Here is a 25,921-nt window from a genome sequence, read left to right on the forward strand (position 1 = left end):
GTACGTCCGGACTCGTACGTTCAGACGCGCAAGCCCGGACCCGCAAGCCCGGACCCGCGCGTCCAGACCCGCCCGCTCTGACTCCGAGGTTCGGACTCCGACGTTCAGACCTTCTCGCGCGTCATCTCCCGCACCGGCACCACGCCTTCGGGCACGCGGACGCGCCACAGCCACGCGATGTCCCTGCCGAAGGACCAGACGAGTGACGCCAGGGCCACCAGGACCGTCAGGTAGGCGGCCGCGTACGGCAGGATCCCGGCGGCCGCGACGACGAGGGCGATGCCCTGGAACGCGGCGACCGTCTTGCGCGCCATGCTCGGCGGGAGCGGCCCGTTCAGCCAGGGCAGCGGTCCGGCCGCGAGGACGAAGACGTAGCGCATGGCGCCGATCAGCAGCACCCAGGCGCCCAGCGACACGGCCACGTACACGCTGAGCACCATGATGAGGAAGGCGTCGACCTCCATGTCGAAGCGCGCCCCCAGCGACGACTCCGTCCCGGTGCGCCGGGCGACCTGGCCGTCGACCGCGTCGAGCAGCAGCGCGATCGTGGTGAGCGCGACCATGACGCCGGTCGCGGGCGGGCTCGCGAAGGATTCGGCGACCAGCGCGGTCACCCCTCCGACGAGCGTCGTGCGGGCCAGAGTGACGGTGTTCGCCGGACCGAACGGCCCGGTCCCGGACCGGCGCAGGGCACGCGTGAGCACGGCCCAGGTGGCGACGGTGAACACCAGCCCCACCAGCCAGCCCACGGGCCCCAGTCCGGTCGACGTGCCGAGCAGCACCAGCAGCAGGGTCTGCGCGCCCGCACCGGCGGCCGTCTCCGGTCGCAGCAGCCTCGTGTCGTATGTGGCGGTCAGGGCCACCGCGCACCACCCTCCAGCCGTGTGACAGATCCACCGGGTGCCGCGTACCGTGTGCGGCCCCGTGACTATCAGAACGTGAACCATCACCCGAGCGTTCAAGGCAGGAGGCCGCCATGGAGCGTTTCGCACGCGCCTTCTGGCTCCGCTCCCCCGGAGTCGGCGAGATACGGGAGGTGGCCCTGCCCGAACCGTCCGACGGCGACGTGGTGGTGCGCACGCTGTGTTCGGGCGTGAGCCGGGGCACCGAGAGCCTGGTCTTCCGCGGGGGTGTTCCGGAGAGCCAGCACACGGCGATGCGGGCGCCGTTCCAGGACGGCGACTTCCCCGGACCCGTCAAGTACGGCTATCTGAACGTCGGACTGGTCGAGGAAGGGCCGCCGGACCTCGTCGGCCGGAGGGTGTTCTGCCTCTACCCGCACCAGAGCCGGTACGTCGTCCCGTCGAGTGCCGTTACTCCGGTGCCCGACGCGGTTCCCGCCGGACGGGCCGTGCTGGCAGGGACGGTGGAGACCGCGGTGAACGCGCTGTGGGACGCCGCGCCGCTGGTCGGCGACCGGATCGCGGTGGTCGGGGCGGGCATGATCGGCTGCTCCGTCGCCGCGCTTCTCGCCCGGTACCCCGGCGTCCGCGTCCAGCTGGTCGACGCGGATCCCGCGCGTGCCGCCGTCGCCGGGGCGCTGGGGGTGGATTTCGCGCTTCCCGGGGACGCCCTCGGCGACTGCGACCTCGTCGTGCACGCCAGTGCCACCGAGGCCGGTCTGACGCGCTCGCTGGAACTCCTCGCCCCGGAGGGCACGGTCCTGGAGCTCAGCTGGTACGGCGACCGGCGGATCAGCGTGCCGCTCGGGGAGGCCTTCCACTCCGGCCGGCTGGTGCTGCGCGGCAGCCAGGTCGGGAGGGTGTCCGAGGCGCGCCGCTCCCGCCGGACCTTCGCGGACCGGCTGGCGCTCTCCCTCGACCTGCTCGCCGACCCGGTGTTCGACGCGCTGGTCACCGGCGAATGCGCCTTCGAGGAACTGCCGTCGGTGATGCCCCGGATCGCCTCCGGCGACCTGCCCGGCATGTGCCACCGTGTCCTGTACGACACGGCTCCGGACGCCGCCACGACGCCGGGTACGGGCTCCGGAAGGTGATCTACCTGGGCCTTTGAACACGCAGTACCCTCCGGCCGTACTGAAGGCCAGGGGCCGCCAGCGGCCCGACACGTCCGACCGGGAGGGCACAGCCGTTGTTCAGCGTCACCGTCCGCGAGCACCTCATGATCGCTCACAGCTTCCGCGGTGAGGTCTTCGGGCCCGCGCAGCGTCTGCACGGAGCGACGTTCCTCGTGGACGCCACGTTCCGCCGCACCGAACTGGACTCCGACAACATCGTCGTCGACATCGGTCTCGCCACCACCGAACTGGGCAAGGTGGTGGGGGAGTTCAACTACCGCAATCTGGACGACGAGTCCGAGTTCACCGGCATCAACACCTCGACCGAGTTCCTGGCCAAGGTCATCGCCGACCGGCTGGCGGACCGGGTGCACACCGGGGCGCTGGGCGAGGGTGCCCGCGGCCTGACCGGCATCACGGTCACACTGCACGAGTCGCACATCGCCTGGGCCAGTTACGAGCGGGCTCTGTGACGGCGGACCCGTTGCCCCCCGCAGCCGCCGCCGTGCCCGAACGCCCGGTGCACGTGGTGATGCCCGGAGGCGTCGACGATGCCACCGCACCCAGCGGCGGCAACATCTACGACCGCAGGGTCTGCCGGGACCTGCCGCAGGTCGGCTGGCAGGTCCACGAGCACACCGTCGCGGGCGACTGGCCGGAGCCCGGGCCCGCGGCGCGCGAGGAACTGGCCCGGACGCTCCGGGAGGCGGCGGACGGCAGTCTCGTCCTCCTCGACGGACTGGTCGCCTGCGGGGTGCCCGACGTGGTCGTGCCCGAGGCGGAACGGCTCCGTCTGGCGGTGCTGGTGCATCTGCCGCTCGGCGACGAGACGGGGCTCGCGCCCGGCGAGGCGGCGGCCCTGGACGCGGCGGAACGCAGGACGCTGCGGTCCGCGGCCGCGGTCGTGGCGACCAGCGGCTGGGCGGCCCGCAGGCTCGTGGACCATCACGGACTCGATCCCGCCCGGGTCCACGTCGCGGCCCCGGGTGCCGACATCGCACCCCTCGCCAACGGCAGCGCACACGGCGGCGGGTACGGCGGGACGACGGGCGGCGCGCACGGCGTCGAGAACGACGGCACGAGCGGCCGCACGACGGGCAGCGGTGCGAGCAACCGCACGCCGGCCGACGCGCACCGCGGTACGACCACCGGCACGAACGGGACCGTCGGCACCGCCGGCGCCCCGCGGCTGCTGTGCGTGGCCTCGGTGACCCCGCGCAAGGGCCATCTCCGGCTGGTGGAGGCCCTCGAAACGGTCGCCGGGCTGCCGTGGGACTGCGTCTGCGTCGGCGGCCTCGGCCAGGACCCCGGACATGTCGCAGGGCTCCGGGAGCTGATCGGGAAGTACGGCCTGGAGGACCGGGTGCACCTCGTCGGCCCCCGGTCCGGACCGGAGTTGAACGCGAGCTACGCCGCCGCCGACCTGATGGTGCTCGCCTCGCACGCCGAGACCTACGGCATGGCCGTGACCGAGGCGCTCGCCAGGGGGGTTCCCGTCCTGGCGACGGCCGTCGGCGGGCTCCCGGAAGCGCTCGGGCAGGCGCCCGACGGCAGTGTGCCGGGCGCCCTCGTACCGCCGGACGACCCGGCGGCCCTCGCCGCGGCCCTGCGCCGCTGGCTCACCGAACCCGGCGAACGCCACCGCGCGAAGGTGGCGGCGCGACGACGGCGCACCGCGCTGGCGGGCTGGGAGACGACCTCGCGGAGTCTGGCCAGGGTGCTGGAGCAGCTCCGGAAGGAACCCCGGAGGACCACATGAAGACGACCGAAGCACCTCGTTTCGCCCCGGAGTGGCTGGCGCTGCGGGAGGCCGCCGACGCCGCCGCCCGCGCCCCCGAGCTCCTCGACCCGCTGCGCCTGCACTTCGCGGACCGCGGCCACGGGACGGCCGACGGCGCGTCCGGCGCGCCGGCGGAGCCGGGCGCGCCCATGGTGATCCGCGACCTCGGTTGCGGCACCGGTTCGATGAGCCGCTGGCTCGCCCCGCAGCTGGACGGGCCCCAGCACTGGGTCCTGCACGACCACGACCCCGATCTGCTCGAACTGGCCGCCGCCCGGATGCCCCGTCAGGCGGCCGAAGGCTCCGACGTCACCGTCGCGACGGAACGCGGCGACATCGCCCGCCTGACCGCGGACGGCCTCGCCGGTACGTCGCTGGTCACCGCGTCCGCCCTGCTCGACCTGCTCACCCGTGACGAGCTGGACGGGCTCGCCGCGGCCTGCGCGGGGGCCGGCTGCCCGGTGCTGCTGGCGCTGTCCGTGGTGGGGCGGGTCGACCTCACCCCGTCCGATCCGCTGGACGCCGAGATCACCGAGGCGTTCAACGCCCACCAGCGCCGCCTCGACGGCGGCCGGCTGCTGCTCGGACCCGACGCCGTGCCGGCCGCCTCCATGGCCTTCGCCCGTCACGGCATGAACGTGTGGGTCAACCCCAGCCCGTGGCGGCTCGGTTCCGCGTCCCGGAGCCCGTCCGGGGGCGCGGGCGGTGCCACGGCGGACGCCGGCGGATCCGCGCTGGCCGCCGAGTGGCTGAGGGGCTGGGTCGGGGCCGCGTGCGAGCAGCGCCCGGACCTCGCCTCGCGTGCCGAGGAGTACCTGCGGCGCCGTCTGGCGGCCTGCGAGGCCGGCGAGTTGGGAGTGGTGGTGCACCACAGCGACGTACTGGCCCTGCCGGCGTCGAACGGCAGCAGGGCGTGATCCGGGCGGTCCGGGCCAGGCTCGGCCTGATCGCCGGGGCGGCCGTCCTCGCGGCGGTGGTGTGGTGGCAGGGCACGGGGGCGTTCCTGGACGGTCTGCGCGGGATCGACGGCCCGACCCTGCTGGCCGCTCTCGGGCTCGGGCTGTTCACCACCGTGCTCAGCGCCTGGCGCTGGTGCCTGGTGGCCCGGGGGCTGGGCTTCCGGCTGCCGCTGGGTCCGGCCGTGGCCGACTACTACCGTTCGCTGTTCCTGAACGCGGCGCTGCCCGGCGGGGTGCTCGGCGATGTGCACCGCGCGGTGCGGCACGGGCGGAGCTCCGGTGACGTCGCCGGGGGCGTCCGCGCGGTCGTCCTGGAACGGCTCGCGGGCCAGGTCGTCCTCGTCGCGGTCGGGCTGGCGTTCCTGGTGGTGCAGCCCTCCCCGGCGCCGGCCGAGGCGGCCCGGTTCGTCGGGCGCCTCGTCACGGCGCCGGGCGCGGCGGCGTTCCTCGCGGTGCTGTCCGGGCTCGTGGTCGTCGCCGTCGTACGGCTGCGCGGGAAGTCCGGCCCGTCCCGCCCGCGCCTCGCGGCGCGGGCCGTACCGGCCGGGGCACGGCGGGGCCTGCTCGGCCGGGGCACCTGGCCGGGGGTGCTGCTGTCGTCCGTGGCGGTGCTGGCGGGCTACCTCGGCATGTTCCTGCTGGCGGCCCGGGCCGCCGGGGCGACGGCCCCGGCGGCCGAGCTGCTGCCCCTGATGGTGCTGGCGCTGCTCGCCATGGCGCTGCCGCTGAACGTCGGCGGCTGGGGCCCCCGGGAGGGCGTGACCGCCTGGGCCTTCGGAGCCGCGGGGCTGGGTGCGTCCCAGGGGCTGACCGTCGCCGTGGTGTACGGGCTGCTCTGCTTCGCCGCGAGCCTGCCCGGCCTGGGTGTGCTCGCCGTCCAGGGGCTCACCGGACTACGCGGCCGCCGCGGCCGCGGTGGCCGCGTCCGGCCGGGCGGTTCCGCCGGACTTCCCGGCGGAATCGCGTTCCTCGGGCGGCTCCCCGGCGCGGTCGGCGTGCGCGGCCCGCAGGTCGAGTTCGAAGAGGGTGTCCTCGCCGAGCGCGGCGCGTCGCACGGGCGGCCGGAGCGCGTCCCGCATCAGCTCGGGGCCGGGGAAGCCGAGGCCCGGAATCCCGTCGCCGAGCAGGACCGGCGCCACGGTGACGTAGAGCCGGTGCAGCGCACGGGCGTGGAGGAACCGCGACACCGTGACACCGCCGCCCTCGACGAGTACGCGGCCGAGACCGCGTCGCGCGAGCTCGTGCAGCAGGCGGTGCGGGGTGAACGCGGCCCGGTCGGGCAGCGTGAGCACGTCGACACCGGAGGGAACGGCGGCGAGCCGGGGATGCTCGCCGTCGGCGGCCACCACCCACAGGGTCGGTGCCTCGCCGTCGCGGAACACCTGGTGCCCCAGCGGCACCCGGCCGTGCGGGTCGAGGACGACGCGCACCGGGTTGCTGCCGGCGCATGCGCGGACCGTCAGCCGGGGGTCGTCCGCGACGGCGGTGCCGGCGCCGACGACCACCGCGTCGGCGAGGGCCCGCAGTCGGTGGAGGTGCTCCCGGTCCTCCTCGCCGGTGACGTAGTCGGCGTCTCCGGTCCGGGTCGCGATGAAACCGTCGAGGCTCTGGCCCAGTTGCGCGAAGGTGAAGCGGGGGCCGGCCAGGCACAGCGACAGATAGCGGTCGGTGAGGGCCTCGGCCTCGGGCGAGGCGTTCCACCGGCGGCCGCCGTCCGCGCATCGGAGGAGTCCGGCGGCGTCGGCGTCCGCCTCGGTGCGGACGCCGAGCAGTCGCTCCCAGGCTTCCGAGGCGTCGAGCGCGGCGTCGCGGTGCGCCGTCGCGGCATGCGTCGCGGTACTCGCGGTCATCGCGTCTCCCCTCGGGTGGCGGCCGGCTGCCGGCGGTCTTCGGTGCCGGACGAGCCGGGCCCGGAATCGCCCGGCGAGAGGAGCGAGAAGTATTCGGCGAATGAATCGACGAGACCGGCGAGCAATTCCTTTCCCTTCTCCGCGGAGGCCAATGACGGACGACCGATCACACCCGACTCGGTGTAGGCCCGCATACCCAGGGTCAGCAAATGCTCGCGGTCGTCGGCGAGCCAATCGGAGGTCTCATATCCGGGACGTATGAGTTCTGGGTGATCGTGCAGAAGTATGGATGTCTCGACTTCTCCGGCGTGCATATCGCTGTGCGACGAGGTCTGCACACCCGCCCTGTCCCGCGCCGCATTCCAGTCGGCCGGGCCGGGGAAAAGCGCCATGCGCGTGCCGCTGCCCGCGGACTCCTGAACCACGTTCCGCAGGACGTAGTTGCCGCCGTGACCGTTGATCAGAACGAGACTGCGGACACCGGACCGGCGGAGCGATCCGGCGATGTCCCGTACGAGGGCGTGCAGGGTCGCCGCGGAGATGCTCACGGTTCCCGGCCAGTCGGCGTGCTCGTGGGAACAGGAGATCGTCACCGGCGGCAGGCAGCGGACCGGGTACGCCGCGGCGACCTCCCGGGCTATCGCGCAGGCTATGACGGTGTCCGTCATCAGCGGCAGGAACGGCCCGTGTTGCTCGAAACTGCCCACCGGCAGCACGGCCACGCCCGCCCTCCCGGTTCTCACGTCCTCCGTCGTCGTGTCCAGCGGCAGCAGACCCAAAGCCGGCAGTCGCACGTGCGGGCCACCCATGTTTCCCGACCCTTTCTTTCCCGATCCAAGCGATTTGACCGACCGACAGCCCGAACAAGCGCAACCAGCAGGGCAGTTGATAATTTCACGCCGATTCGGAGCCGCTTCCAGAGGTTACCCGATATGATCTGGCCATGATAGATACTGATGGCGCATACCAGGACACTGTTCGTTCATCAGGCGTCGAACGCGCGGCAAAGGTCCGGCTGTCCACCGAGCACGGCGTCTTTCTCGCCGTCGGCTACCGGGACATCAATGACGGCCAGGAACAAATAGCCTTGGTGTACGGCGATATCGAGGGTGACGGCGCGCTTGTCCGGCTGCATTCGGAGTGCCTCACCGGAGACGCCTTCGGGTCGAGGCACTGCGAGTGCGGGGACCAGTTGTCCGCCGCGCTGCGCGCCATCGTGAACGACGGACGCGGTGTGCTTGTCTACCTCCAGGGCCACGAGGGGCGCGGGATCGGTCTGCTGGCGAAGCTCCAGGCGATGCAGCTCCAAGCCGAGGGGCTGGACACCGTCGAGGCGAACCTCGCGCTCGGGTACCCGGCCGACGCCCGCGACTACCGCGTGGCGGCGGACATGCTGCACGACCTCGGCGTGCGGTCCGTACGGCTGCTGTCGAACAACCCGCTGAAGCGCGAGGCCCTGGTGCGGCACGGCATCGGGGTCGCCGAGCAGGTGCCGCTGCTGACCCCGCCGCGCGAGGAGAACCTCTCGTATCTGCGGACCAAGCGGGAGCGCATGGGGCACCACCTGCCGCACCTGGACCTGCCGGACTTCGGGGCGGACCTTCCGCACCCGGACCTTGCGCACCAGGGGCTTTCCCGCGAGGACCTTGCGCACCAGGGCCTTCCGCGGCTGGACCACGCGGCCGACAGGGCCTGAGACACGGCCGGGCGGTGCCCCGCCGTGCGGAGCCCCTGGACGCGGACCGGGACGTGGACTCGGTGGCTTCGTCGTTCGACGGACTGGACGACGAACGGGCACGACGAACGGCCCCGGAGCCGCAGCCGGCTCCGGGGCCCGTCCGTCGTCCCGTCCGCTCGATGACCCGTCCGCTCGATGAACGGCCCTCGATGAACTGAGCTCAAGAAGCAGCCAGCATGTACGTGTTCTCCAGTTCGTCCTGCACGACGTGGGCCTCCCCGTCGACCGTACGGACGACGAGGTCCTCCTCCGGGGTGTGCACGCGGTACTCCCAGCCCTCCGGGAGCCGCAGCCGCCCGCCGAGGGTGGCGAGGGAGTCCATCGTCAGGCTGTCGTCCACGGTGTGGGCGTAGGCCTGGAGGACGTACGTCCGGTCTCCCGGGGCGTGCAGGGCGTGCACCGGCCTCCCCTTGGAGAAGACGTACTCCGTGTCCCGTTCGACGGTGGAGTCGACGTAGTACTTCCTGGGGGTCTTCCCGGTGACGTCGATCTCCATGGGAATGGCGACCTCGGCGACCAGCCGGGCCTCCAGACCGCCGAACGTCGCGGTGTCCCCCGCCTTGTAGGCCGTGATCTCGTCCATCGCCCAGAAGCGGGGTCCGTTGAGATACACCATGGGCACGTCGAACTGCTGCGCCAGTGACCGGGGGTCGAGGGCGTTCCACCGCTCCGGGGGGCAGTCGTTGAGCCCCATGGTGTTGTAGACGTCCGCCTTGAGACCGCCGTCGTCGCCCGGCGAGATCAGCAGGACCTCGCCGTAGCGGGCGTCCCGCAGTCCGCTCATGTGCCGGACGCCGTTCGTCATGTGAGGCATCGCTCCTCCTCGTCCCGAGGTCGGGTGTCAGGGACCGGGGCCGAGGGCCGGGTGCGGCCCTTCGTACAGGTCACCGACGACTCTCACCGGATTCCGGCGGCCGACGCGAGCCCTGTGGGCCACACGAGTGCAACCACTGCGCCGTCCTGTGGACCCGTGTGGTGAGCCTGGTTGGCCGGAGCCGCCCGGGTCTATGGATCCGTTGCTTGATTTCGGTCGATGCCGTCTATGCCCTTGCTGTCCGATCCGCCGTGGCCAGACGTCGTCTGAATCGGGCAGTCGGCGGCGACCCTCGCCGACAAACACGAACGATCACTGATCAAGCGACGCATCCGAAGGAGCCCGAACACGATGCTCAGACGTACGAAATGGCGTGTCGCCCTGGCCGCCTCCGCCGCAAGCCTGATGGCTGCCGCTGCCCCGATGGTGTACGTGGGACCGGCGTACGCGCAGTACCCGCCGGCCCCCAGCCTGCAGATCGACGACGACACCGTCGACGACGGCGACGTCATCAACCACATCGCGACCGGCTTCCTGCCGTTCGAGACGATCATCGTGCGCCTCATCCCGCTGGGTGTCGCGGGAGCGGGCGGCCCCGCCGCGGCCTCGCTGCGCTCGCCGACGTCCGCCCTCCCCCTCGCCTTCTCGACGGTCGCGCCGGGAACGGACCTGACGCTCAACCCGAAGCCCTCGGCGGCCGCGACGCGGCCGAAGCCCACACCCACCCGGACGACGCCGCCCGGCGGCGGGGTCCCGGGCACAGTGGTGATCGCCACCCTGACCGTGCCCGCCGACGGTTCCCACGAAGGGAGCGTCACGATCCCGGTGGGCACCCGGGACGGCATGTACACGCTGGAATACGAGGGTCAGACCTCCCGGGTCAGGGTGTCCGCCGTGATCACCGTGACCGACGAGGACGACCCCAATGACGGTGGCGACCACGGCGGGGGTGGCGGCCACGACGACAACGACGACCACGGTGGCGGCGGTGACCACGGTGGCGGCGGCGGTGACCACGACGGCGACGACCACGGCCGTCCCGGCAACGGTGGCGACCACGGCGGCGACCACGGCGGCCCCGGGCACGACAACGGACACGACAACGGACACGACAAGGGACACGACAAGGGCGACGACCACGGCGGCCGGGGCGGTGACTCCGACCACGACGACTCCTCGAAGTCCGACGACGACTCGTCCAAGTCCGACGACGGCGACGACTCGTCGAAGCTCGCGGACACCGGCTCCTCGGACGCGACCCTCGCACTGGTCGGCGCGGCCGGTGGTCTGGTGCTCCTCGGTGGCGGGGCGCTGTTGATCGCCAAGCGGCGGCGCGCCAACACCGAACGCGGCTGAGAGGCCCACGGATGCCGTGGACCTCCCGCACGATCCCGGGCAGCACCGGTCTGTCCCGCTTCACCGGCCTGGTGCGACGGAGCCGCCGTCGTACCGGGCCGGTGGTGTGGACTGCGGGCGGCCTCCTGCTCGTCGGTGCCGCATGGGTGCTCGTCACCGGCCTGTACGCACGCAGCGAGATGCTCGCGGTCCGAAGCGACCTGGAAGCGCTGCGGAACGCCGTGGTGTCCATCCCTACGGCGGCACCCGCGGCGGGCTCACCAGCCGGGAACCGCTGGGCGCGCGCCGAAGCGGCGGTCCGTTCCGCCGGCGCGCACTCGACGAGGGCCCATCGGCTCACCACCGGACCCGCGTGGGCCGTGGCCGCGCACCTGCCTCTGGTCGGAGGACCTTTCGAGACCGTGCGCGGCACGGCCGAGACCGTCGACGGGCTGACCCGCGACGTACTGCCGGCCGTCGTACGCACCGCCGGCCGCGTCACCGGGGACGCGGGTACCGGTGACCGGCACCTGAACCTCGACGCCCTGCGCGGTGCCGCCCCCGCTCTCGAACTGGCGTCGCGGCGGGTGACCGCGGCGCGTACCGGCGCCCACGGCCTTCCGCGCCGCACCTGGCTCCCCGCCGTGGACCGGGTGCGCGAACGACTCGTCACCCGGCTGGACCGGTTGGCGCCCGCCGTGGAGAACGCCGCCACCGGCGCCCGCCTCCTCCCGCGCATGCTGGGCGCCGACGGTCCGCGACGGTACTTCGTGGTCTTCCAGAACCCCGCGGAGGCGCGCGGAACCGGTGGACTGCCCGGTGCCCACGCCCTGCTGACGGCCGACCGGGGCAGGTTCACGCTCACCCGTTTCGGACACGACACGGACATGCTCGGCGCACGCCCCGAGGTCGGCCTCGGCCCCGAGTTCACCGCCATGTACGGGCGCGGCGATGCGGTCAACACGTGGCCCAACTCCAACATGAGCCCGCACTTCCCCTACGCCGCCCGCATCTGGTCGGCCACGTGGTTCGACAAGACGGGGGAACGCGTCGACGGCGTGCTGTCCCTGGACCCCGGCGTCCTGGCGCGTCTGCTCGCGGCTTCGGGACCGGCGCGCACGAACGGGGGCACGGTCGTCACCGCGGAGAACGTGGAGGACCTCAGCGAACGCACCAACTATGCGGCGTTCCCCGACGCGCTCGAGCGCAAGGCCTTCCTCTTGGACGTGGCGCGCGCCGCCGCCGTGCGGTTGCTCACCGCCGCCGAGGACCCCCAGAAACTGCCCGCGCTGCTCGCCGGCGCGTACGAGGTGCTGAACGACGGCCGGATGGCCATGTGGAGCGCCCACGAGGACGAACAACGGGAGCTCGCGTCGCGACCGGTCGGCGGGGCCCTCCCGGAGGGCCCGGAACCCTACGCCGGGCTCGTGGTCAACAACGCCGCCGGCACCAAACTGGACTACTACCTGGACCGCACCCTGGACTGGCGTGCCGGCCGTTGCACGGCCGCCGGACGCCAGGTCTCCGTGAAGGTGGTCCTGGCCAACCGTGCACCCTCCTCGGGGCTCCCCCCGTACGTCACCACCCGTCTGGACGCGCCCCGCGGCGCGACCCGCGAGGGTGACAACCGCCTGCTGGTCTCCTACTACGCGACCGCGGGTGCACGATTGGTCGACGCGACGGTGGGCGGGCAGAAGGCCTTCATGACGCCGGGCATCGAGCGCGGACATCCCGTGTACACGTTCGACGTCGAGGTGCCGGCGGGGAGCAGCCGCACCGTGGAGCTGCGGCTGCTGGAACCCGCGGCGGACCGGGCGCCCACGGTGCTGAACCAGCGCCTCCCACGTCCGCTGCGGGCCACGGTCCACGCTCCGCCCGCGTGCACGACGGACTGACCCCGGCCCGTCCGGCGGTCACCCCAGCACTGCCGCCGTGATGCGTGCCACCGCCTCCGTGACACGGGCCGTGCATGCCCGTGCCTCCTCCTCGGAACGGCCGTAGGGGTCGACCAGGTCGTCGTCGCCCGGTGCCCCGCGGCTCGCTCCACGACGTGCCGCCGCCCCCCTGGTCAGGGCCGCGGCCCGGTCGGCAGGGTCGGTGAGGCCGGCCGCATCGTCCTCGTCGATCAGCCGGGCGAACTCTCGCAGGGTGAACGCGCAGCGGAGCGCATGGACCGGGCAGAGCCGTACGGCGGCCTCGCGGTGCTCCGTCGCGGCGCCCAGCACGAGTGCCGCGTCACGCACGAGGTCCGCGGTGAGCCTCCGGGCGACGGCTCCCGCGGAGTCGCCTCCGAGTTCCGCGAGCAGGGAGGCGGCGACCGGGTCCATCGGCATGCCTGCCTCGGCGGCGGTGCCGGCGCTCGTCACCCGGAACCTGTCCGGCACCACGGCCAGGCGGGACGCCAGCAGGCGTTCCGCGAGGGGGGAGCGGTGCACGTTCCCCGTGCAGACGACGAGTACCCGGAACGACCGGGCCTCCGGCGACTGCCGGTTCCCCGTCGGCGGCGGGATCGGATCACCCATCGCGGTTCACCGGGGGCGACGGAGCACGGCGAACATCGTGTGACCGTACTCCCCGCGGGAGGCGAAGCGGCCCTCCGCCGCCAGGCGCGCGTGGCGGCGCCGCGACATGCGCAACCGGGCGGTGGCCCTGCCCGCCCACTGCGCCGCCCGTGGTCCGGTCAGCGGTCCCAGCACGGTCCGGACGGCTCGTTGGCGTGTTGCTCGCGCGTGGGACAGCGCGGGCGGCTCGCAGTCGACAAGGACGAGTTCCAAGCCGACGGCTGCGGCGCAGGCGGCGAACTGCTTGGAACTCCACCGGGACAGGTGGTGCGGTGGGCAGTCCCGCGGTTCGAGGCCCTCACGGAACCGCTCCCGGTTCGGCACCGAAACGAGGACTTCTCCGCCCGGCACCACCATCGTGGCCAGTGCCGCGAGGAAGCCGCGGACGTCAGCGACGTGCTCCAGCACCTGGAAGGCGCAGACGACGTCCGCCCGGTCGGGGCCGGCCAGGGCGTCGTCGCGGACGTCGGCGTCACTGACCGGGACGCCCGCCGCGCGCAGCACGTCCGCTGCCCGGGGGTTCCGCTCGATCGCCTCCACGGAACGGCACCGTGGACGTACGGAACGGAGGAACGCCCCCTCGCCCGCGCCCACTTCGATCACGCGGGCACCGTCCGGGATGCGCCGCTCGGCGAGCCCGAACTCCCAACGCGACGTCTCGTAGGCGATCCGTCCGGTGTAGAGCTGCTCGTAGAACTCGGCGTCGCCCTCGCGTGCCGGGTGGAACCATTCCAGCTCGCAGCGACGACAACGGCGCAGGGCGACGGCGTCCTCCTCATTGCCGTGCCGTCCCCTGACGTCGTCCGTGAACGACGTGCCCCACTGTTCCGCGTAGGCACGCCAGACGTCGGAGAAACGGATGCGTGAAGCGGTGGCCGCGGAGGAGGATCCGCAGAGGGGGCAGTGGTCCCGAGAAGTGTCCGGCAAACCGGGGTCTCCTTTCATGTGGCGCTGCTTCGGCTCATGTGGCGCCGCTTCGGCGGCCGACGCGGCGGCGATGGGCGAGTCCCTGGACGCCGGGCCACATGACCGTGGAGACGACGACCACGACCATGACGCATACGGCTGTGGCCTTGCTGCCCGTCGTCGGTGTCAGACTCCGGCTGTGCAGGACGGCCGCGCAGGCCACGAGGGCGAGCCACGGGTGGACGCGCATCAGCGCGGTGGCCGGCGAGAACGGCAGGTACAGCGCGATCAGGACGACGAGCAGGCACTCGAGCAGGGACCGCTGCCGGTAGAACTCGCCCCCGAAGGAAGCGGCGTACGTCGCGGCGTAGGCGCACGACGCGAGGACGGCGGCGCGGCCGACCCCCCGGGTGTCCCGCCACGCCCTGCGCAGAGCGGCGGGCGCGAGGGCCAGGCAGGCGATCCAGATGAACGTTCCCAGATACAACCACCGTCCGGGAACGGCGGTCCCGGGACCGAACTCCCAGGGGAACGGTCCCAGCAGGAACGTCACCAGGTACTGGGGATGGTTCAGCAGGTTCTCGGACCCGTACCCACCGGCGAAGCTGAGGGAGGTGCCGGCCTCCACCTCCAGGCTGCCCAGGAGTCCGATCAGCACCGTCACCCGGGGGACGATGAGGAGGAGGGAGAAACCGACGACGATGAGGGAACCCACGAGGTGCTCACGGCGGAACCTCACCCGGGCGAGCAGGGCGACGGCGATGAACAGCGCGGCTGCCGGCCGCACGTACAAGCAGGCCCAGACGCCGATCAGGGTACCGGTGCAGGCGACCGCGAACCGTGCCCGCGCCTGCACGAGGAGGCACCACAGGACGAAGCTGGTGACCAGTCCGTCCTTCAGGCCCCATGCGTCCCACAACAGGAGCGACGGACTCGTGCCCACCAGCAGGCCCGCGACCACCGCGCGTGTGCGGCCCCGCCCGGAGGCGACGGCCAGTCCGTACGCCGCCGGGGCGCCGGTGGCCCCGAGGACGGCCAGCACCAGCTTGGCCCCCAGCCACCCGCCGCCGGTCACGACCTTGCACAACGCCATGACCGCGGGGTAGCCCCAGAGCGCCGAACCGACCATGCGCGCCAGGTGCTGGGAGTCGATCCGGCCCCCGCTGCGCCATTGCGCGGCGACCGCGTCGCTGACCGCGTCGTAGGTCCGCGCATCGGGATAGAGCGCCGCGCCGTGGGTCTGCGCGTGGACGACGAGCACGACGCAGAGGTGGACGACCAGCGCGACGGCGAAGACGGCGAAGGCGCCCCAGTGCGACCACCGGGCCCGACGGGCGGAGGCGGGCGGTCGCGCGCTCCCCGGCTCCCTCAGGGCAGTCGCTGCACGCATGGTGAAACCGACCTCTTCCGTCTGCGGGTGGGACGCCGAACCGGGCACGCATACGTCGCGCTATGCCTTGCGCGCAAGCACGACCCGCGTGTGGAGACCCCGGTAGAGCGATTGGACCGGCGGCCACGAGATGACCGGGGCGAGGACACCGGAGGCCCGGCTGAGGTGCCGCATCGCCATGACGAAGTCGTGCTCCGCGAACTCGACGCGTGAGAAGTGCCGTCCGAAGGCCCGGGCGATCTCCCGCCGGGTCGGGTAGTTGATGCCGGTTCGGCTGTACTCGGTGTTCCGCGCCGCGGTCTCTCTGGCGCTGAGGCTGCGTTGGAAGGAGTTCCGGATGCCGAGCCTCGCCCACAGCGAGATGAGCGCCGGGTGCTGGAACCGCCCGCCGAAGGGCGTGAAGATATGCGGTTCGACAGGCCGCCAACGGGCCGGGAAGACGTGCAGCGTCCACGCGCCCGGCTTGAGGACCCGGGCGATCTCGCTGATCGGCTTGTCGTAGCTCATGACGTGCTCGAAGACGGAGGTGGAGTAGCAGAAGTCGAAGGAAGCGGAAGGGAAGGGGAAGTTCCCTTCGGCGTCCGAGCTGTGGAGGCAGTCCCGGTCGTCCGCGGGCAGGTCGCGCCACCGCGCGGCCAGTTGTTCCACGGGCCGGTCCACGCCCATCACCTCGTAGCCCTCGGCACGGAACTCCCGGACGTGGCGGCCGGAACCACAGCCGAAGTCCAGTACGCGACTGCCCGGGGGGAGCCCGCCGCGGCGGGCCAGGACGGCCCGGCAGGCCGATGTCATGGACTGGTTGCCAAGCGTTTCAGGCGTGTCGATCGCCATGTCAGCTCCCACCTGCAGCCACCGTTCAGGGCCCGGCGACCATAACCCGCGGGGCGGTTCACGCCGGGGCTTTGACGGCGCCGGAACGAAGAGGTCACCGGTTGGGAGCACACGGCGGAGCTCTCCGATGTGAAGAGATGGCTGTCCCCGGCGAGGCCGGACGAATTGCCCCATTCACGTGGTATGTATCTCCTGCGCGGCCGGTGGGACCGACGCAGTGCGCAGGCAGGCACAGCCGGACCGGATCCGCCGACCCCGCCATCTGACGGTGCAGCACGTTGGGAGCGTTCATGTGCGGTGTAGCCGGAATCGTGTCCACCAGCCCGCCGGATCCCGAACGGGTGCGGGACATGTGCCGGCTCATCGTCCACCGGGGCCCGGACGGGGAGGGCTACCACGTCGACGACCGGGCGGTCCTGGGGATGCGTCGGCTCGCCGTCATCGACGTGGCGGGCGGAGCCCAACCGGTCTACAACGAGGACCGCACCGTCGCGGCCGTGTTCAACGGCGAGATCTACAACTTCACCGAGCTGCGCGAGCGGCTGACCGCGCGCGGGCACCGGTTCACCACCGACAGCGACACCGAGGTGCTGGTCCACCTCTACGAGGAACACGGCGAGGACCTGGTCGGACACCTGCGCGGCATGTTCGCCTTCGCCGTCTGGGACGCCGCACGCCACCGGCTGGTGCTCGCACGGGACCGGGTGGGGAAGAAGCCGCTGTACTACCACCAGACCGAGCACTCGCTGGCGTTCGCCTCCGAGCTCAAGGCCCTCGTCGCCGATCCGTCGGTACCGCGCGAGCTGGACCCGGTGGCCCTGCACCACTACCTGACCTACCAGTACGTGCCGGCCCCGTGGTCGATCTACCGCGGCATCCGCAAGCTGCCGCCCGGACACGTCCTGGTCTGGGAGAGGAACACCAAGCGTCTTCGGCGTTACTGGAAGCTGGACTTCACCCCACGGCCGATGCACAGCGAGGGGGAGGCCGCCGAACGGGTGCGGGAACTGCTCACCGACGCCACCCGGGTCCGGATGGTCAGCGAGCGCCCACTGGGTGCGTTCCTGTCCGGAGGGATCGACTCCTCCGCGGTGGTCGCCGCGATGGCCCGCCTCAGCGACAAGCCCGTCCGGACCTTCTGCATCGGGTTCGACGACCGCCGCTACGACGAACGCTCCTACGCGAGGGCCGTCGCCCACCGCTACGGGACCGACCACCACGAGTTCGTGGTGGCCGGTTCGGCGGCGCTGGAGGTCCTCCCGACGGTGGCACGGCACTTCGACGAACCGTTCGCCGACTCCTCGGCCATTCCTTCCTTCTTCGTGGCCGAGCTGAGCCGTCGCCACGTGACGGTGGCCCTCAACGGGGACGGGGGCGACGAATCGTTCGGCGGCTACCAGCGCTACGCGTTCATGCACCAGGTGGGACGGGTGCACCCCCCGCGCCGGCTGCGCGGTCCCATGGGCCGGATCGGTTCCTCGTTGGTCGAGCGGGCCGAACCCGGGTCCCGGCTGCGCAAGGCGGGCCGGGCGATGTGGCTGCTCAGCGAATCACCGCAGGGCCGCTACGCCAGTCTCATGGCCACCTTCACCTCCGTCGACAAGAACGCCCTGTACACCGACCGGCTGCGCGAACAGGTCGCCGGCGTGGACAGCCACGAGCTCATCGACCGGGCCCATTCCGACTCCTGTGCCGCAGACGAGGTCAACAGGCTCATGGACGTCGACGTCAACACCTACCTGCCCGGCGACCTCCTGCCGAAGGTGGACATCACCACCATGGCCCACTCCCTGGAGGCCCGTTCCCCCTTCCTCGACCACCACCTGATGGAGTGGGCCGCCGGCGTGCCCGGCCGCTGGAAGGTGAACGGCCACGTGACCAAGTCGCTGTTGAAGAAGGCGATGGCCCCTTGGCTGCCCGCGGAGCTGCTCACCCGGCCGAAAGCGGGATTCGCCGTACCGCTCGCGGACTGGCTGCGCGGTGAACTGCGGCCCCTGGCGTTCGACCTGCTCACCGACGGGACCGCCCGGTCACGCGGCCTGTTCCGGCCCGAGGTGGTCCGGCAGCTCCTGACCGCCCACCTCGGGGGACGTGACCACTCGAGCCGGCTCTGGTCTCTGCTCCAGTTCGAACTGTGGCACCGCACCTGCGCGGACCGGCAGCCGGTCGCCCCGTCTGCCGTACCCGAGGACGCCCCCGGGTGCCGTGGCTGACGGCGCACGACAAGCACTGGGCGTCCTGGGCAGCCAGGCGGCGTGCCTGGTGCTGTCCGCCGTGACGAGCGCCGTCATCGCCCGGTCGCTCCAACCGGAGGCTCGCGGGGTCTACGCTCTGGCCGTCACCGTCGCCACCAGCGCCACCCTGCTGGGCCACCTGTCGGTGGAGAAGGCCCAGGCGGCGTTGTGGGCGAACGCCCCCGACCGGGCGGCGCTCGCCGCCAACAGCGTCCCGCTCGCCTTCGCGCTGGGCACGCTGAGCGGGCTCGCCGGTACGGCATGCGTGGCGGCGGTGGGCACCGACGCGTTCCATCTGCCGGGGCTCCTCATCGTGGCGGTGGCGTGCCTGGGGGTTCCCCTGGGCATCGCGGTCAACTACACCACCGGCATCGTGCTGCTGGGTGGACGCCTGCACGTGGCCAACCGGGCCGCGCTGACCGGTTCGGTCGTCCAGTGCGGCGCGCTGATCACGCTGACCGCGGTCGACGCACTGACGCCCATGACGGTGGTGGTCGTCTGGCTCGCCTCCAACGGCGCCCTGCTGCTGGTGTTCACCGTCGCGGGCGGCGTCACAGGGCATCGGCGGGACCTCCGGCTGGCGCGCACCACCCTCGCCACCGGGGCCCGGTACCACCTGGGCCCCGCGTCGATCTTCCTCCTCCTGTACGCGGACGTCTTCCTGCTGGGCGCCATCGCCGGGCCACAGGATGTGGGCGTCTACACGTTGGCCGTCTCGTTCGCCGGGTACAGCCGGCTCATGGCCGACGTCCTCTCCCAGGTCATGATGCGCCGCCAGTTCGCCTCCACCGACGCGGAATCCGCTCACGTCACCGTGCGGACCACCCGTTTCTGCGTCGTCCTGGCCGTGGTTTCGGCGGTGGTGGTGACGCTCGGTGCACCGGTCCTCGTCCCCGGCCTGTACGGCGCCGAGTACACCGGCGCGGTGCTCCTCGTGGCGCTCCTGGTTCCCGGCGTGACCGCCCTCGGAGCGAGCCGGCTGCCGAGCGCCTACCTGCTGCGGCTGCGCCGCGCGCGCTTGGTGGTCGTGCCGTCGGTGGCCGCCCTGGCCCTCAACGTCGCACTGAACGTACTGCTGATCCCCGTGTGGGGCGCTGTCGGCTCCGCGGTGGCCTCCTCGGTCGCGTATGCGCTGCTGGCTGCCTGCCAAGTGGGTCTCTTCGGCAAGGCGACCGGGACCCGCCTGCGCGAACTGCTTCCCGTGCGGGCCGACCTCGTCCTGCTCCTGGCCGAAGCGGGTCGCTGTACGCCGCGCGGGTACCGGCGACGCGTCGTCGCCGATGCCGAGAAGACCGGCTGAGCGGCCACGGACGGAAGCACGCCGTGTCACCCATCGTCGGAAGCGCGCCGTGTCACCTCTTCACATATCTGACATTCCTGGCATGCTCGGTGGATGGAGCTGCTATCCACGTCTGGACGCCGCGAGGTCAGAGGTCCGTCGATCGCGGAGACCTCCGCCCGCGACGACGAGGTGTCCCGGGTCTGCCTGATGGTCGGCACACTGGGGCTGGGCGGAGCGGAGAAGCAGGTCGTACTGCTCGCCCGCGGGCTGGCGGCACGGGGCGTCGAGACCAGCGTGCTCCTGCTGTCCGACGGCGGGCCGCGCGCAGCGGAGCTCGCCGACTCCGGGGTCACCACCGTGAACCTGGGATTCCGGGGGGTGCCCCGACCATGGAGCGGCCTCCCGGGCGCCGCGCGGGAAGCCGCGGCCAGCGCGGGGGCGTTCACCAAGCTCATGACCCATCTGCGCCGGACCCGTCCACAGGTCCTCCACGCCTTCCTGTTCCACTCCTACGTCCTCGCCGCCCCGGCGGCCCGCCTCGCCCGGGTCCCGGTCTGCGTGGCCGGCCGGCGCAGTCTGGGCACGTTCAAGGAGGGGCGCCGTGCGCTGCTGGCCGTGGAGCGGGTCGCGAACGGCATGACCGACTTCGTGGTGGCGAACGCCCGGGCCGTCGCGGAGGACGCCCGACGCCAGGAGGGCCTGCCGCAACACAAGATCGCGGTCATTCACAACGGCATGGAGGAACGTGACTTCGAGCCGCACCCGCCGGCCGCCCTCGCCACCCGCCTGCCCGTGGTCCTGTGCGTGGCCAACCTCATCGATTACAAGGGGCACCGATACCTGCTCGACGCCGTCGGCCGGATGCAGCGGCGACACCAGGGGTGCACGCTCGTGTTGATCGGCGACGGCCCTCAGCGGGCCGATCTGGAGCAGCAGGCCCAGCGGCTGGGCATCGACGTACGCTTCCTCGGCCACCGCACCGATGTGGCCTCCTTCCTCACCCGGGCGGATGTCGTCGTGCTCCCCTCGCTGGAGGAGGGGTTGAGCAATGCGGTCATGGAAGCCATGGCGGTCGGTCGGCCCGTCGTCGCCACCGCGGTGGGCGGAACGCCCGAGTTGCTGCACGAGCGGGGGGTGCTGGTGCCCCCGGCTGACGCCGAGGCCCTGGCGAGGGGCTTGCACGGGATGCTCGCGGACCGGGCCGCCGCCGCACGACTCGGGGACGCCGCCCGGCGGTGGGCCCTCGAGCACTTGAGCGCGCGGACCATGGTGGAACGGCACGTCAGCCTGTACCGGGGGCTGCTGGAGCGCAGATCCACCCGGTGAGCACCGCGGGCGGCCGGCTCCCGGTGCCGGCGCACCGGTGAGGCCGCCGTCACCCGCCCGCCCCGCCCCGCCCCGCCCCGCCCCGCCCCGCCCCGGGCACCCGATACCCGGCTGCTCGGCTCGGCTCGACTCGGTTTGATTCGGTTCGGTTCGGCAGGACGGTCGGGCCGCCGCCGTCACACCCGGCCCCCAGGTGCGGCCCGATCCGTCCCGGCCACCTGCGATCGAGGCGGCCCGGCCGGAGGTCCGCAATCGTCCAGTCGATCACTCTCTCGGTCCTTTCCGCTCGTTTTCTGCGCGGTATATCAGAAGCCGACGCGGAGATGACGTCGATACTGCGGCGACGGATAAGAGAAATCGACCGAATACCCGCGTTCGAGCGCTCCTTCCACAAGCACTTCGCGTCCTTCACGGATACCGGAGCGGCCTCCGCATACCATCGGGCGCATGCCGATCTCCACCCCCCGGAGCACGGATTCCGGATTCCCCCGACTACGGGTGATGAGAGTCATCACGCGCATGAATATCGGTGGTCCGGCGGTCCAGGTTTCCGCTCTTGTCCGAGGGCTGGATCCCGAGCTTTTCGATCATCGTCTGGTCACCGGATTCGTCGGCCCCGGTGAGGCGGACCATCTGGACCAGCGGGCACCGGAACTGCCGGTCCAGCGGGTCAACGGGCTGGGGCGTGCCGTGCGCCCCACGGACGACGTGCGCTGCCTGTGGGAACTCGCGGCGGCGATGCGCCGGTTCCGGCCGCACATCGTCCATACGCACACGGCGAAGGCCGGTGCGCTGGGCCGGGCGGCTGCCGTGCTGGCGCGCGTTCCCTCCCGGGTGCACACCTTTCACGGACACCTTCTGCACGGCTATTTCTCCCCGGCGAAGACCCGGGTCCTGGTGCAGGCCGAGCGCGGGCTCGCGGCGCTGACGGACCGGCTGGTCGCCGTGGGCGGGCGGGTCCGTGACGACCTCGTCGCCGCCGGAATCGGAGAACCAGGGCAGTACGCCGTCGTGCCCCCCGGCACCAGGCTCGCCCCCGCCCCCGGTCCCGCGGAGGCCCGACGCCTGCTCGGGCTCCCGCGGGACTGCCCCGTGGTCGCCTACGTGGGGCGCGTGACCGGGATCAAGCGGCCCGACCGTTTCCTCGCCGTGGCCCGCGAGGTCCGCCGCGCCGCGCCGACGGCGCACTTCGTGCTGTGCGGGGAGGGGGACCTCCGGCCGGCCCCGGGAGCCGTCGCCGCCCTCGGCGACTCCCTCCATCTGCTGGGCTGGCGGACGGACGTGGAGACCGTCTACGCGGCGTCCGACGTGGTGCTGCTGACCTCGGACAACGAAGGGATGCCGGTCAGTCTGATCGAAGCCGGCCTCGCGGGGCTGCCGGTCGTGGCCACCGACGTCGGCAGCGTCGCGGAAGTCGTGCAGCACGGCAGTACGGGGCTCCTGGCGGGACCGTCGACCGCCGCACTCGCACGTCACACGGTGACCCTCCTGCGCGACGACGACCTGCGCCGGGAGATGGGGGCGCGGGCGCGTGCGTTCGCCACGGCGCACTTCGGCGAGGAGCGCCTGGTGGCCGACACGCAGGCCCTCTACACCTCCATCGCCGTCGCCCGCGGCTGGTGGACCGCTTCCTCGCTGGAAAGGTGAGCACAGTTGAACGTCCTCGTTACCGGAGGCGCCGGGTTCATCGGCGCCAACCTGTGTCAGGAGCTGGCGTCACGTCCGGACGTGGGCAAGGTCATCGCCCTCGACGATCTGAGCACGGGCTCCGCGGCCAATCTCGCGGGAGTCGAAGCGGAGCTCGTCGAGGGCAGCATCCTCGACCCCGGACTCCTGGAGAGCGTCGTGGCCGGGGTGGACGCCGTCGTCCACCTCGCCGCCCGGCCGTCGGTGCCGCGTTCCCTGGCGGACCCGGTCGCCAGTCACCACGTCAACGCCACCGGCACGGTGTGCGTCCTGGAGGCGTGCCGCCGCGCGGGCATCCCGGTGGTCGCCGCCTCGTCCTCCTCGGTCTACGGCACCGTACCCGCGCTGCCGAAGCACGAGGAACTGCCGACCCGGCCGATGAGCCCCTATGCCGCGAGCAAGCTCGCCACCGAGGCCTACGTCCTGGCTTACGGCGCCTCCTTCGGCCTTCCCGTGCTGGCCTTCCGGTTCTTCAACGTCTACGGCCCGCTGCAACCGGCCGGCCACGCGTACGCCGCCGTCGTCCCGGCCTTCATCGACGCCGTGCTGCGCGGCGCACCCGTGAGGATCTTCGGCGACGGACTCCAGACCCGGGACTTCACCTATGTGGGGACCGTCGCCAAGGTTCTGGCCGACGCCGTGCTCCGCAAGGTGACGGCCCCCGGCCCGGTCAACCTCGCGTTCGGCACCCGGATCGCCGTCCTCGATCTGGCCCGGCAGCTCGCGGAGCTCATCGGTTGTCCGGCCGACGTCCGGCACGAGGCGGCTCGGGCGGGAGACGTCCGCCACTCCCAGGCCTCGGACGCACAGCTGCGTGCCCTTTTCCCCGACATCAGCCAGGTGCCGCTGACCCAGGGGCTGGCCGAGACGGTGAACTGGTTCCGCGCCCTGCCCGACTACGCCGGCCCGCGGCCGGCCGAGCAGCTCGCGGTCGAAGTCGGCTGAGCACGGCATCGAGGGGAGTCACCGGCGCCGGGGCTCCCCTCGATGCCGTCCCTCCCCTGAGGCCGTCCGTCCGCCTCAGCGCTGTCCGTCACCGCTGACCGCGTACACCGGCACCCGTAGGAGCAGGCCCCAGGCCACCGCGGCGGTCACCGCGACGACGGCCACCAGGACGGTGGTCTGCGGGAAGACCTTGAACATGACCAGCACCGCCGTCAGGCACGTCACGGCCGCGAAACCGCCGATGACGAGCGTCACCTGCCGTACGGTCAGCCCGAGCCGTCGGAGCCGGTGGGCGATGTGATCGCTGCCGCCTTGCAGCACGGACCTGCCCTCCCTGCGGCGCGCGACCATCACCAGGACGGTGTCCGCGGTGACGACCAGGGTGATGAGCAGCAGGCTCGTGTACCCGGACGGCGCGACGTCGCCCCGGTGCAGGGTCACGGTGGCGCACGACACCAGGAAGCCGACGAAGAGCGAGCCGGCGTCACCGAGGAAGATCCTCGCGGGGTGCCAGTTGTGGAAGAGGAAGCCCGCGCACGCCCCGGCGAGGGCGGCCATGACCGACGCGGTGCCGACGAGGCCGACGGAGAGGGCGGCGCAGCACAGGAACCCCGCGGTGACCGCGGTCACCGTGGACACCACCCCGTCCATGTTGTCCAGCAGGTTGAACGCGTTGGTGGTGAAGAGGATCCATACGACCGAGAGGGCCACGTCGATCCAGGAATCGAAGAGCACGGGGTGGCCGCACCGCAGCACCACCACCAGCGCCGCCAGTGCCTCGACGGAGAGCCGGAGACGGATGCTGAGCGGGCGCAGGTCGTCGGTGAGGCCGAGGAGGGCGATCAGGGCCGCGCTGGACAGCACGACGGCCATGGTGGCGTCGGTGTCCTCGGCGGCGAGTATCACCGCGCCCGCAGCACCCAGGGTCGCCAGGGCGACGGCGACGCCCCCGAGGTAGGGGGTGGGACGGTCATGGGCCTTGCGTGCGTCGGGCCGGTCGGTGTACCCGCGCCGGAGGGCGAGACGCCGCAACGGCTCGGTGAGCAGGGCGGCGGCGGCCAGGGCCGCCAGCGCCGCGACCGCCACCACCCACCAGGGGCTCAGACCGGACACGGGCCCGCCAGCACCGCTCTGCCGTCCGGGTCGCCGGTCTCACCGGACGCGCCGGTGGCCGAGCCCTTCGCGACGAGCCCCAAGGCCTGTTCCCCCAGCTCGCTCCGGGCGTCCCCGACGGCGTCCGCCAGCACGTCGTCGAGGGTCCGGCGCGGCTCCCACCCGGTGGAAGCCCGCAGTTTCGCGGTGTCGGGAACCCGGCGCTCCATGTCCTCGAAGTCCGGTCCGTAGGCCTCGTTGTAGGAGACGTGCCGGATGGGCGAGGTGCTCCTGGCGCAGGCGACGACCCGCTTCGCCAGCTCCAGGATGCTGATCTCCTCGTCGCTCCCGATGTTGAAGGTCTCGCCCACGGTGCCAGGGAGATCCATCACCGACAGCAGCGCTTCGACCACGTCCGCGACGTGCAGGAAGCAGCGGCTCTGCTCCCCGGTGCCGTAGACGGTGAGGGGTTCCCCGCGGACCGCCTGGCGGGCGAACCGCGGGATGACCATGCCGTAGGCGGGGCTCTGCCGGGGGCCGACGGTGTTGAAGAACCGCACGATCGTGGACCGCAGGCCGTACTCGCGGCGGTACAGCTCGGCGAGGATCTCGTCGACCGCCTTGGCGGTGCTGTAGGACCAGCGCGGGACGGAAGGGCTTCCCAGGACGCGGTCGGAGGTCTCGCTGAGGGGCCCGGAGGAGTTCTTCCCGTAGATCTCCGAGGTACTGGCGAGGACCACCCTGCGGTCGTGGCGGTGGGCGGCCCCGATGACCGTCTCGGTGCCCCTGGTGTTGACGACGAAGGAATTCAGCGGCTGCTCGACGATGAGTCTCACCCCGACGGCCGCGGCCAGATGCACGACACGATCCGCTCCGCGCACCAACTCGTCGACGAGTGACGCGTCCAGCACGGAACCCTGGACGAATCGGAAGTGGCCGTGTTCCCGCGCGCCTGCGAGGTTGTCGAGACGTCCGGTGCTGAGGTCGTCGAGTACGACGACGGGCTCGCCACGCGCCAGCAGGGCATCGACGAGATGGGAGCCGATGAAACCGGCTCCTCCGGTTACCAGGTATTTCGGACGTTGCATCACGCCGTTACTCCATTTTTGCCGGTGGGGCATTGCCGGCGGCATGTGCACCGGCGAAAGCACGGCAACGATAGCGGGGGGCGCCGC

At 72.3% G+C, this 25,921-nt stretch carries 22 protein-coding genes and 1 pseudogene; 13 read left to right on the plus strand and 10 right to left on the minus strand.

Annotated elements, in window-relative coordinates:
• Positions 1-104 precede the first annotated feature (104 nt).
• Positions 105-863, minus strand: a complete 759-nt coding sequence (locus ACZ4Z5_RS02850; RefSeq protein WP_468255709.1) for a CDP-alcohol phosphatidyltransferase family protein — start codon at positions 861-863, stop codon at positions 105-107.
• Between the two features lie 113 nt (positions 864-976).
• On the opposite strand from ACZ4Z5_RS02850, the gene ACZ4Z5_RS02855 reads away from it, so the two are divergent.
• From ACZ4Z5_RS02855 to ACZ4Z5_RS02875, 5 genes and pseudogenes are all read left to right on the plus strand, one after another.
• Positions 977-1,996, plus strand: a complete 1,020-nt coding sequence (locus ACZ4Z5_RS02855) for a zinc-dependent alcohol dehydrogenase (RefSeq protein ID WP_468255711.1) — start codon at positions 977-979, stop codon at positions 1,994-1,996.
• 95 nt (positions 1,997-2,091) lie between these two features.
• The gene (locus ACZ4Z5_RS02860) at positions 2,092-2,490 is read left to right on the plus strand and encodes a 6-pyruvoyl trahydropterin synthase family protein (protein ID WP_468255714.1); all 399 of its coding nucleotides are present in this window, start codon (positions 2,092-2,094) and stop codon (positions 2,488-2,490) included.
• A gap of 59 nt (positions 2,491-2,549) precedes the next feature.
• Positions 2,550-3,776: a glycosyltransferase family 4 protein gene (locus tag ACZ4Z5_RS02865; RefSeq protein ID WP_468256590.1), complete on the plus strand. Its 1,227-nt coding sequence runs from the start codon at positions 2,550-2,552 to the stop codon at positions 3,774-3,776.
• Positions 3,773-4,714, plus strand: coding sequence for a methyltransferase domain-containing protein (locus tag ACZ4Z5_RS02870; protein ID WP_468255717.1), 942 nt, complete (start codon positions 3,773-3,775; stop codon positions 4,712-4,714). The genes ACZ4Z5_RS02865 and ACZ4Z5_RS02870 overlap by 4 nt, the downstream gene beginning before the upstream one ends.
• A 59-nt stretch (positions 4,715-4,773) precedes the next feature.
• Positions 4,774-5,538, plus strand: a pseudogene (locus ACZ4Z5_RS02875) (lysylphosphatidylglycerol synthase domain-containing protein); the annotation flags it as partial.
• Positions 5,539-5,649: 111 nt separating this feature from the next.
• Here the strand turns inward: ACZ4Z5_RS02875 and ACZ4Z5_RS02880 are convergent.
• Both ACZ4Z5_RS02880 and ACZ4Z5_RS02885 read right to left on the minus strand, forming a co-directional pair.
• Positions 5,650-6,606, minus strand: a complete 957-nt coding sequence (locus ACZ4Z5_RS02880) for a RibD family protein (protein WP_468256593.1) — start codon at positions 6,604-6,606, stop codon at positions 5,650-5,652.
• Entirely contained in the window at positions 6,603-7,415 is an 813-nt protein-coding gene (locus ACZ4Z5_RS02885) for a creatininase family protein (protein WP_468255720.1), read from the minus strand. Before ACZ4Z5_RS02885 ends, ACZ4Z5_RS02880 begins: the two co-directional genes overlap by 4 nt.
• Positions 7,416-7,549: 134 nt before the next feature.
• Here ACZ4Z5_RS02885 and ribA point away from each other — a divergent pair, with 134 nt between their 5' ends.
• Entirely contained in the window at positions 7,550-8,302 is a 753-nt protein-coding gene (gene ribA / locus ACZ4Z5_RS02890; RefSeq protein WP_468255723.1) for a GTP cyclohydrolase II, read from the plus strand.
• A gap of 202 nt (positions 8,303-8,504) precedes the next feature.
• Here ribA and ACZ4Z5_RS02895 read toward each other — a convergent pair whose 3' ends face one another.
• Positions 8,505-9,149, minus strand: coding sequence for a hypothetical protein (locus ACZ4Z5_RS02895; protein WP_468255725.1), 645 nt, complete (start codon positions 9,147-9,149; stop codon positions 8,505-8,507).
• Positions 9,150-9,509: 360 nt separating this feature from the next.
• Between ACZ4Z5_RS02895 and ACZ4Z5_RS02900 the strand changes: the two genes are divergently transcribed.
• Positions 9,510-10,514: an LPXTG cell wall anchor domain-containing protein gene (locus ACZ4Z5_RS02900; RefSeq protein WP_468255728.1), complete on the plus strand. Its 1,005-nt coding sequence runs from the start codon at positions 9,510-9,512 to the stop codon at positions 10,512-10,514.
• A gap of 11 nt (positions 10,515-10,525) precedes the next feature.
• Positions 10,526-12,388 carry a DUF4012 domain-containing protein gene (locus ACZ4Z5_RS02905; RefSeq protein ID WP_468255730.1) on the plus strand — a complete coding sequence of 621 codons (1,863 nt, stop codon included), beginning with the start codon at positions 10,526-10,528 and terminating at the stop codon, positions 12,386-12,388.
• A gap of 18 nt (positions 12,389-12,406) precedes the next feature.
• Here ACZ4Z5_RS02905 and ACZ4Z5_RS02910 read toward each other — a convergent pair whose 3' ends face one another.
• From ACZ4Z5_RS02910 to ACZ4Z5_RS02925, 4 genes are read right to left on the minus strand one after another with little or no spacing between them, the layout of a single operon-like run.
• The gene (locus tag ACZ4Z5_RS02910; RefSeq protein WP_468255733.1) at positions 12,407-13,015 is read right to left on the minus strand and encodes an arsenate reductase/protein-tyrosine-phosphatase family protein; all 609 of its coding nucleotides are present in this window, start codon (positions 13,013-13,015) and stop codon (positions 12,407-12,409) included.
• 6 nt (positions 13,016-13,021) lie between these two features.
• Positions 13,022-13,981, minus strand: a complete 960-nt coding sequence (locus tag ACZ4Z5_RS02915; RefSeq protein WP_468255736.1) for a class I SAM-dependent methyltransferase — start codon at positions 13,979-13,981, stop codon at positions 13,022-13,024.
• 34 nt (positions 13,982-14,015) lie between these two features.
• Positions 14,016-15,350, minus strand: coding sequence for a hypothetical protein (locus ACZ4Z5_RS02920; RefSeq protein ID WP_468255738.1), 1,335 nt, complete (start codon positions 15,348-15,350; stop codon positions 14,016-14,018).
• Positions 15,351-15,410: 60 nt separating this feature from the next.
• Complete coding sequence (locus ACZ4Z5_RS02925) at positions 15,411-16,181, minus strand: methyltransferase domain-containing protein (protein WP_468255741.1); 771 nt, start codon at positions 16,179-16,181, stop codon at positions 15,411-15,413.
• 290 nt (positions 16,182-16,471) lie between these two features.
• On the opposite strand from ACZ4Z5_RS02925, the gene asnB reads away from it, so the two are divergent.
• From asnB to ACZ4Z5_RS02950, 5 genes are all read left to right on the plus strand, one after another.
• Positions 16,472-18,394 (plus strand): asparagine synthase (glutamine-hydrolyzing), encoded by a 1,923-nt coding sequence (gene asnB / locus ACZ4Z5_RS02930; RefSeq protein ID WP_468255744.1) that lies wholly within the window; start codon positions 16,472-16,474, stop codon positions 18,392-18,394.
• Complete coding sequence (locus ACZ4Z5_RS02935) at positions 18,387-19,715, plus strand: lipopolysaccharide biosynthesis protein (protein WP_468255746.1); 1,329 nt, start codon at positions 18,387-18,389, stop codon at positions 19,713-19,715. The genes asnB and ACZ4Z5_RS02935 overlap by 8 nt, the downstream gene beginning before the upstream one ends.
• 93 nt (positions 19,716-19,808) lie before the next feature.
• Positions 19,809-21,023, plus strand: coding sequence for a glycosyltransferase (locus ACZ4Z5_RS02940; protein ID WP_468255750.1), 1,215 nt, complete (start codon positions 19,809-19,811; stop codon positions 21,021-21,023).
• A gap of 519 nt (positions 21,024-21,542) precedes the next feature.
• Complete coding sequence (locus tag ACZ4Z5_RS02945; protein WP_468255753.1) at positions 21,543-22,670, plus strand: glycosyltransferase; 1,128 nt, start codon at positions 21,543-21,545, stop codon at positions 22,668-22,670.
• Positions 22,671-22,676: 6 nt separating this feature from the next.
• On the plus strand, positions 22,677-23,654 hold the full coding sequence (locus tag ACZ4Z5_RS02950; RefSeq protein WP_468255755.1) for an NAD-dependent epimerase/dehydratase family protein: 978 nt from the start codon (positions 22,677-22,679) through the stop codon (positions 23,652-23,654).
• A gap of 75 nt (positions 23,655-23,729) precedes the next feature.
• Here ACZ4Z5_RS02950 and ACZ4Z5_RS02955 read toward each other — a convergent pair whose 3' ends face one another.
• Positions 23,730-24,767 carry an MraY family glycosyltransferase gene (locus ACZ4Z5_RS02955; RefSeq protein ID WP_468255758.1) on the minus strand — a complete coding sequence of 346 codons (1,038 nt, stop codon included), beginning with the start codon at positions 24,765-24,767 and terminating at the stop codon, positions 23,730-23,732.
• Positions 24,755-25,834 (minus strand): NAD-dependent epimerase/dehydratase family protein, encoded by a 1,080-nt coding sequence (locus ACZ4Z5_RS02960; RefSeq protein WP_468255761.1) that lies wholly within the window; start codon positions 25,832-25,834, stop codon positions 24,755-24,757. The genes ACZ4Z5_RS02955 and ACZ4Z5_RS02960 overlap by 13 nt, the downstream gene beginning before the upstream one ends.
• Positions 25,835-25,921 lie beyond the last annotated feature (87 nt).

It is taken from the genome of Streptomyces sp. NPDC030222 (genome assembly GCF_055573115.1).

Coding starts and splice junctions, on each gene's coding strand:
- ACZ4Z5_RS02945 (WP_468255753.1), top strand. CDS start 21,543: ATGAATATCGGTGGTCCGGCGGTCCAGGTTTCCGCTCTTGTCCGAGGG.
- ACZ4Z5_RS02885 (WP_468255720.1), bottom strand. CDS start 7,415: ATGGGTGGCCCGCACGTGCGACTGCCGGCTTTGGGTCTGCTGCCGCTG.
- ACZ4Z5_RS02940 (WP_468255750.1), top strand. CDS start 19,809: ATGGAGCTGCTATCCACGTCTGGACGCCGCGAGGTCAGAGGTCCGTCG.
- ACZ4Z5_RS02895 (WP_468255725.1), bottom strand. CDS start 9,149: ATGACGAACGGCGTCCGGCACATGAGCGGACTGCGGGACGCCCGCTAC.
- ACZ4Z5_RS02855 (WP_468255711.1), top strand. CDS start 977: ATGGAGCGTTTCGCACGCGCCTTCTGGCTCCGCTCCCCCGGAGTCGGC.
- ACZ4Z5_RS02865 (WP_468256590.1), top strand. CDS start 2,550: ATGCCCGGAGGCGTCGACGATGCCACCGCACCCAGCGGCGGCAACATC.
- ACZ4Z5_RS02870 (WP_468255717.1), top strand. CDS start 3,773: ATGAAGACGACCGAAGCACCTCGTTTCGCCCCGGAGTGGCTGGCGCTG.
- ACZ4Z5_RS02880 (WP_468256593.1), bottom strand. CDS start 6,606: ATGACCGCGAGTACCGCGACGCATGCCGCGACGGCGCACCGCGACGCC.
- ACZ4Z5_RS02925 (WP_468255741.1), bottom strand. CDS start 16,181: ATGGCGATCGACACGCCTGAAACGCTTGGCAACCAGTCCATGACATCG.
- ribA (WP_468255723.1), top strand. CDS start 7,550: ATGATAGATACTGATGGCGCATACCAGGACACTGTTCGTTCATCAGGC.
- ACZ4Z5_RS02905 (WP_468255730.1), top strand. CDS start 10,526: ATGCCGTGGACCTCCCGCACGATCCCGGGCAGCACCGGTCTGTCCCGC.
- ACZ4Z5_RS02900 (WP_468255728.1), top strand. CDS start 9,510: ATGCTCAGACGTACGAAATGGCGTGTCGCCCTGGCCGCCTCCGCCGCA.
- ACZ4Z5_RS02910 (WP_468255733.1), bottom strand. CDS start 13,015: ATGGGTGATCCGATCCCGCCGCCGACGGGGAACCGGCAGTCGCCGGAG.
- asnB (WP_468255744.1), top strand. CDS start 16,472: ATGTGCGGTGTAGCCGGAATCGTGTCCACCAGCCCGCCGGATCCCGAA.
- ACZ4Z5_RS02960 (WP_468255761.1), bottom strand. CDS start 25,834: ATGCAACGTCCGAAATACCTGGTAACCGGAGGAGCCGGTTTCATCGGC.
- ACZ4Z5_RS02920 (WP_468255738.1), bottom strand. CDS start 15,350: ATGCGTGCAGCGACTGCCCTGAGGGAGCCGGGGAGCGCGCGACCGCCC.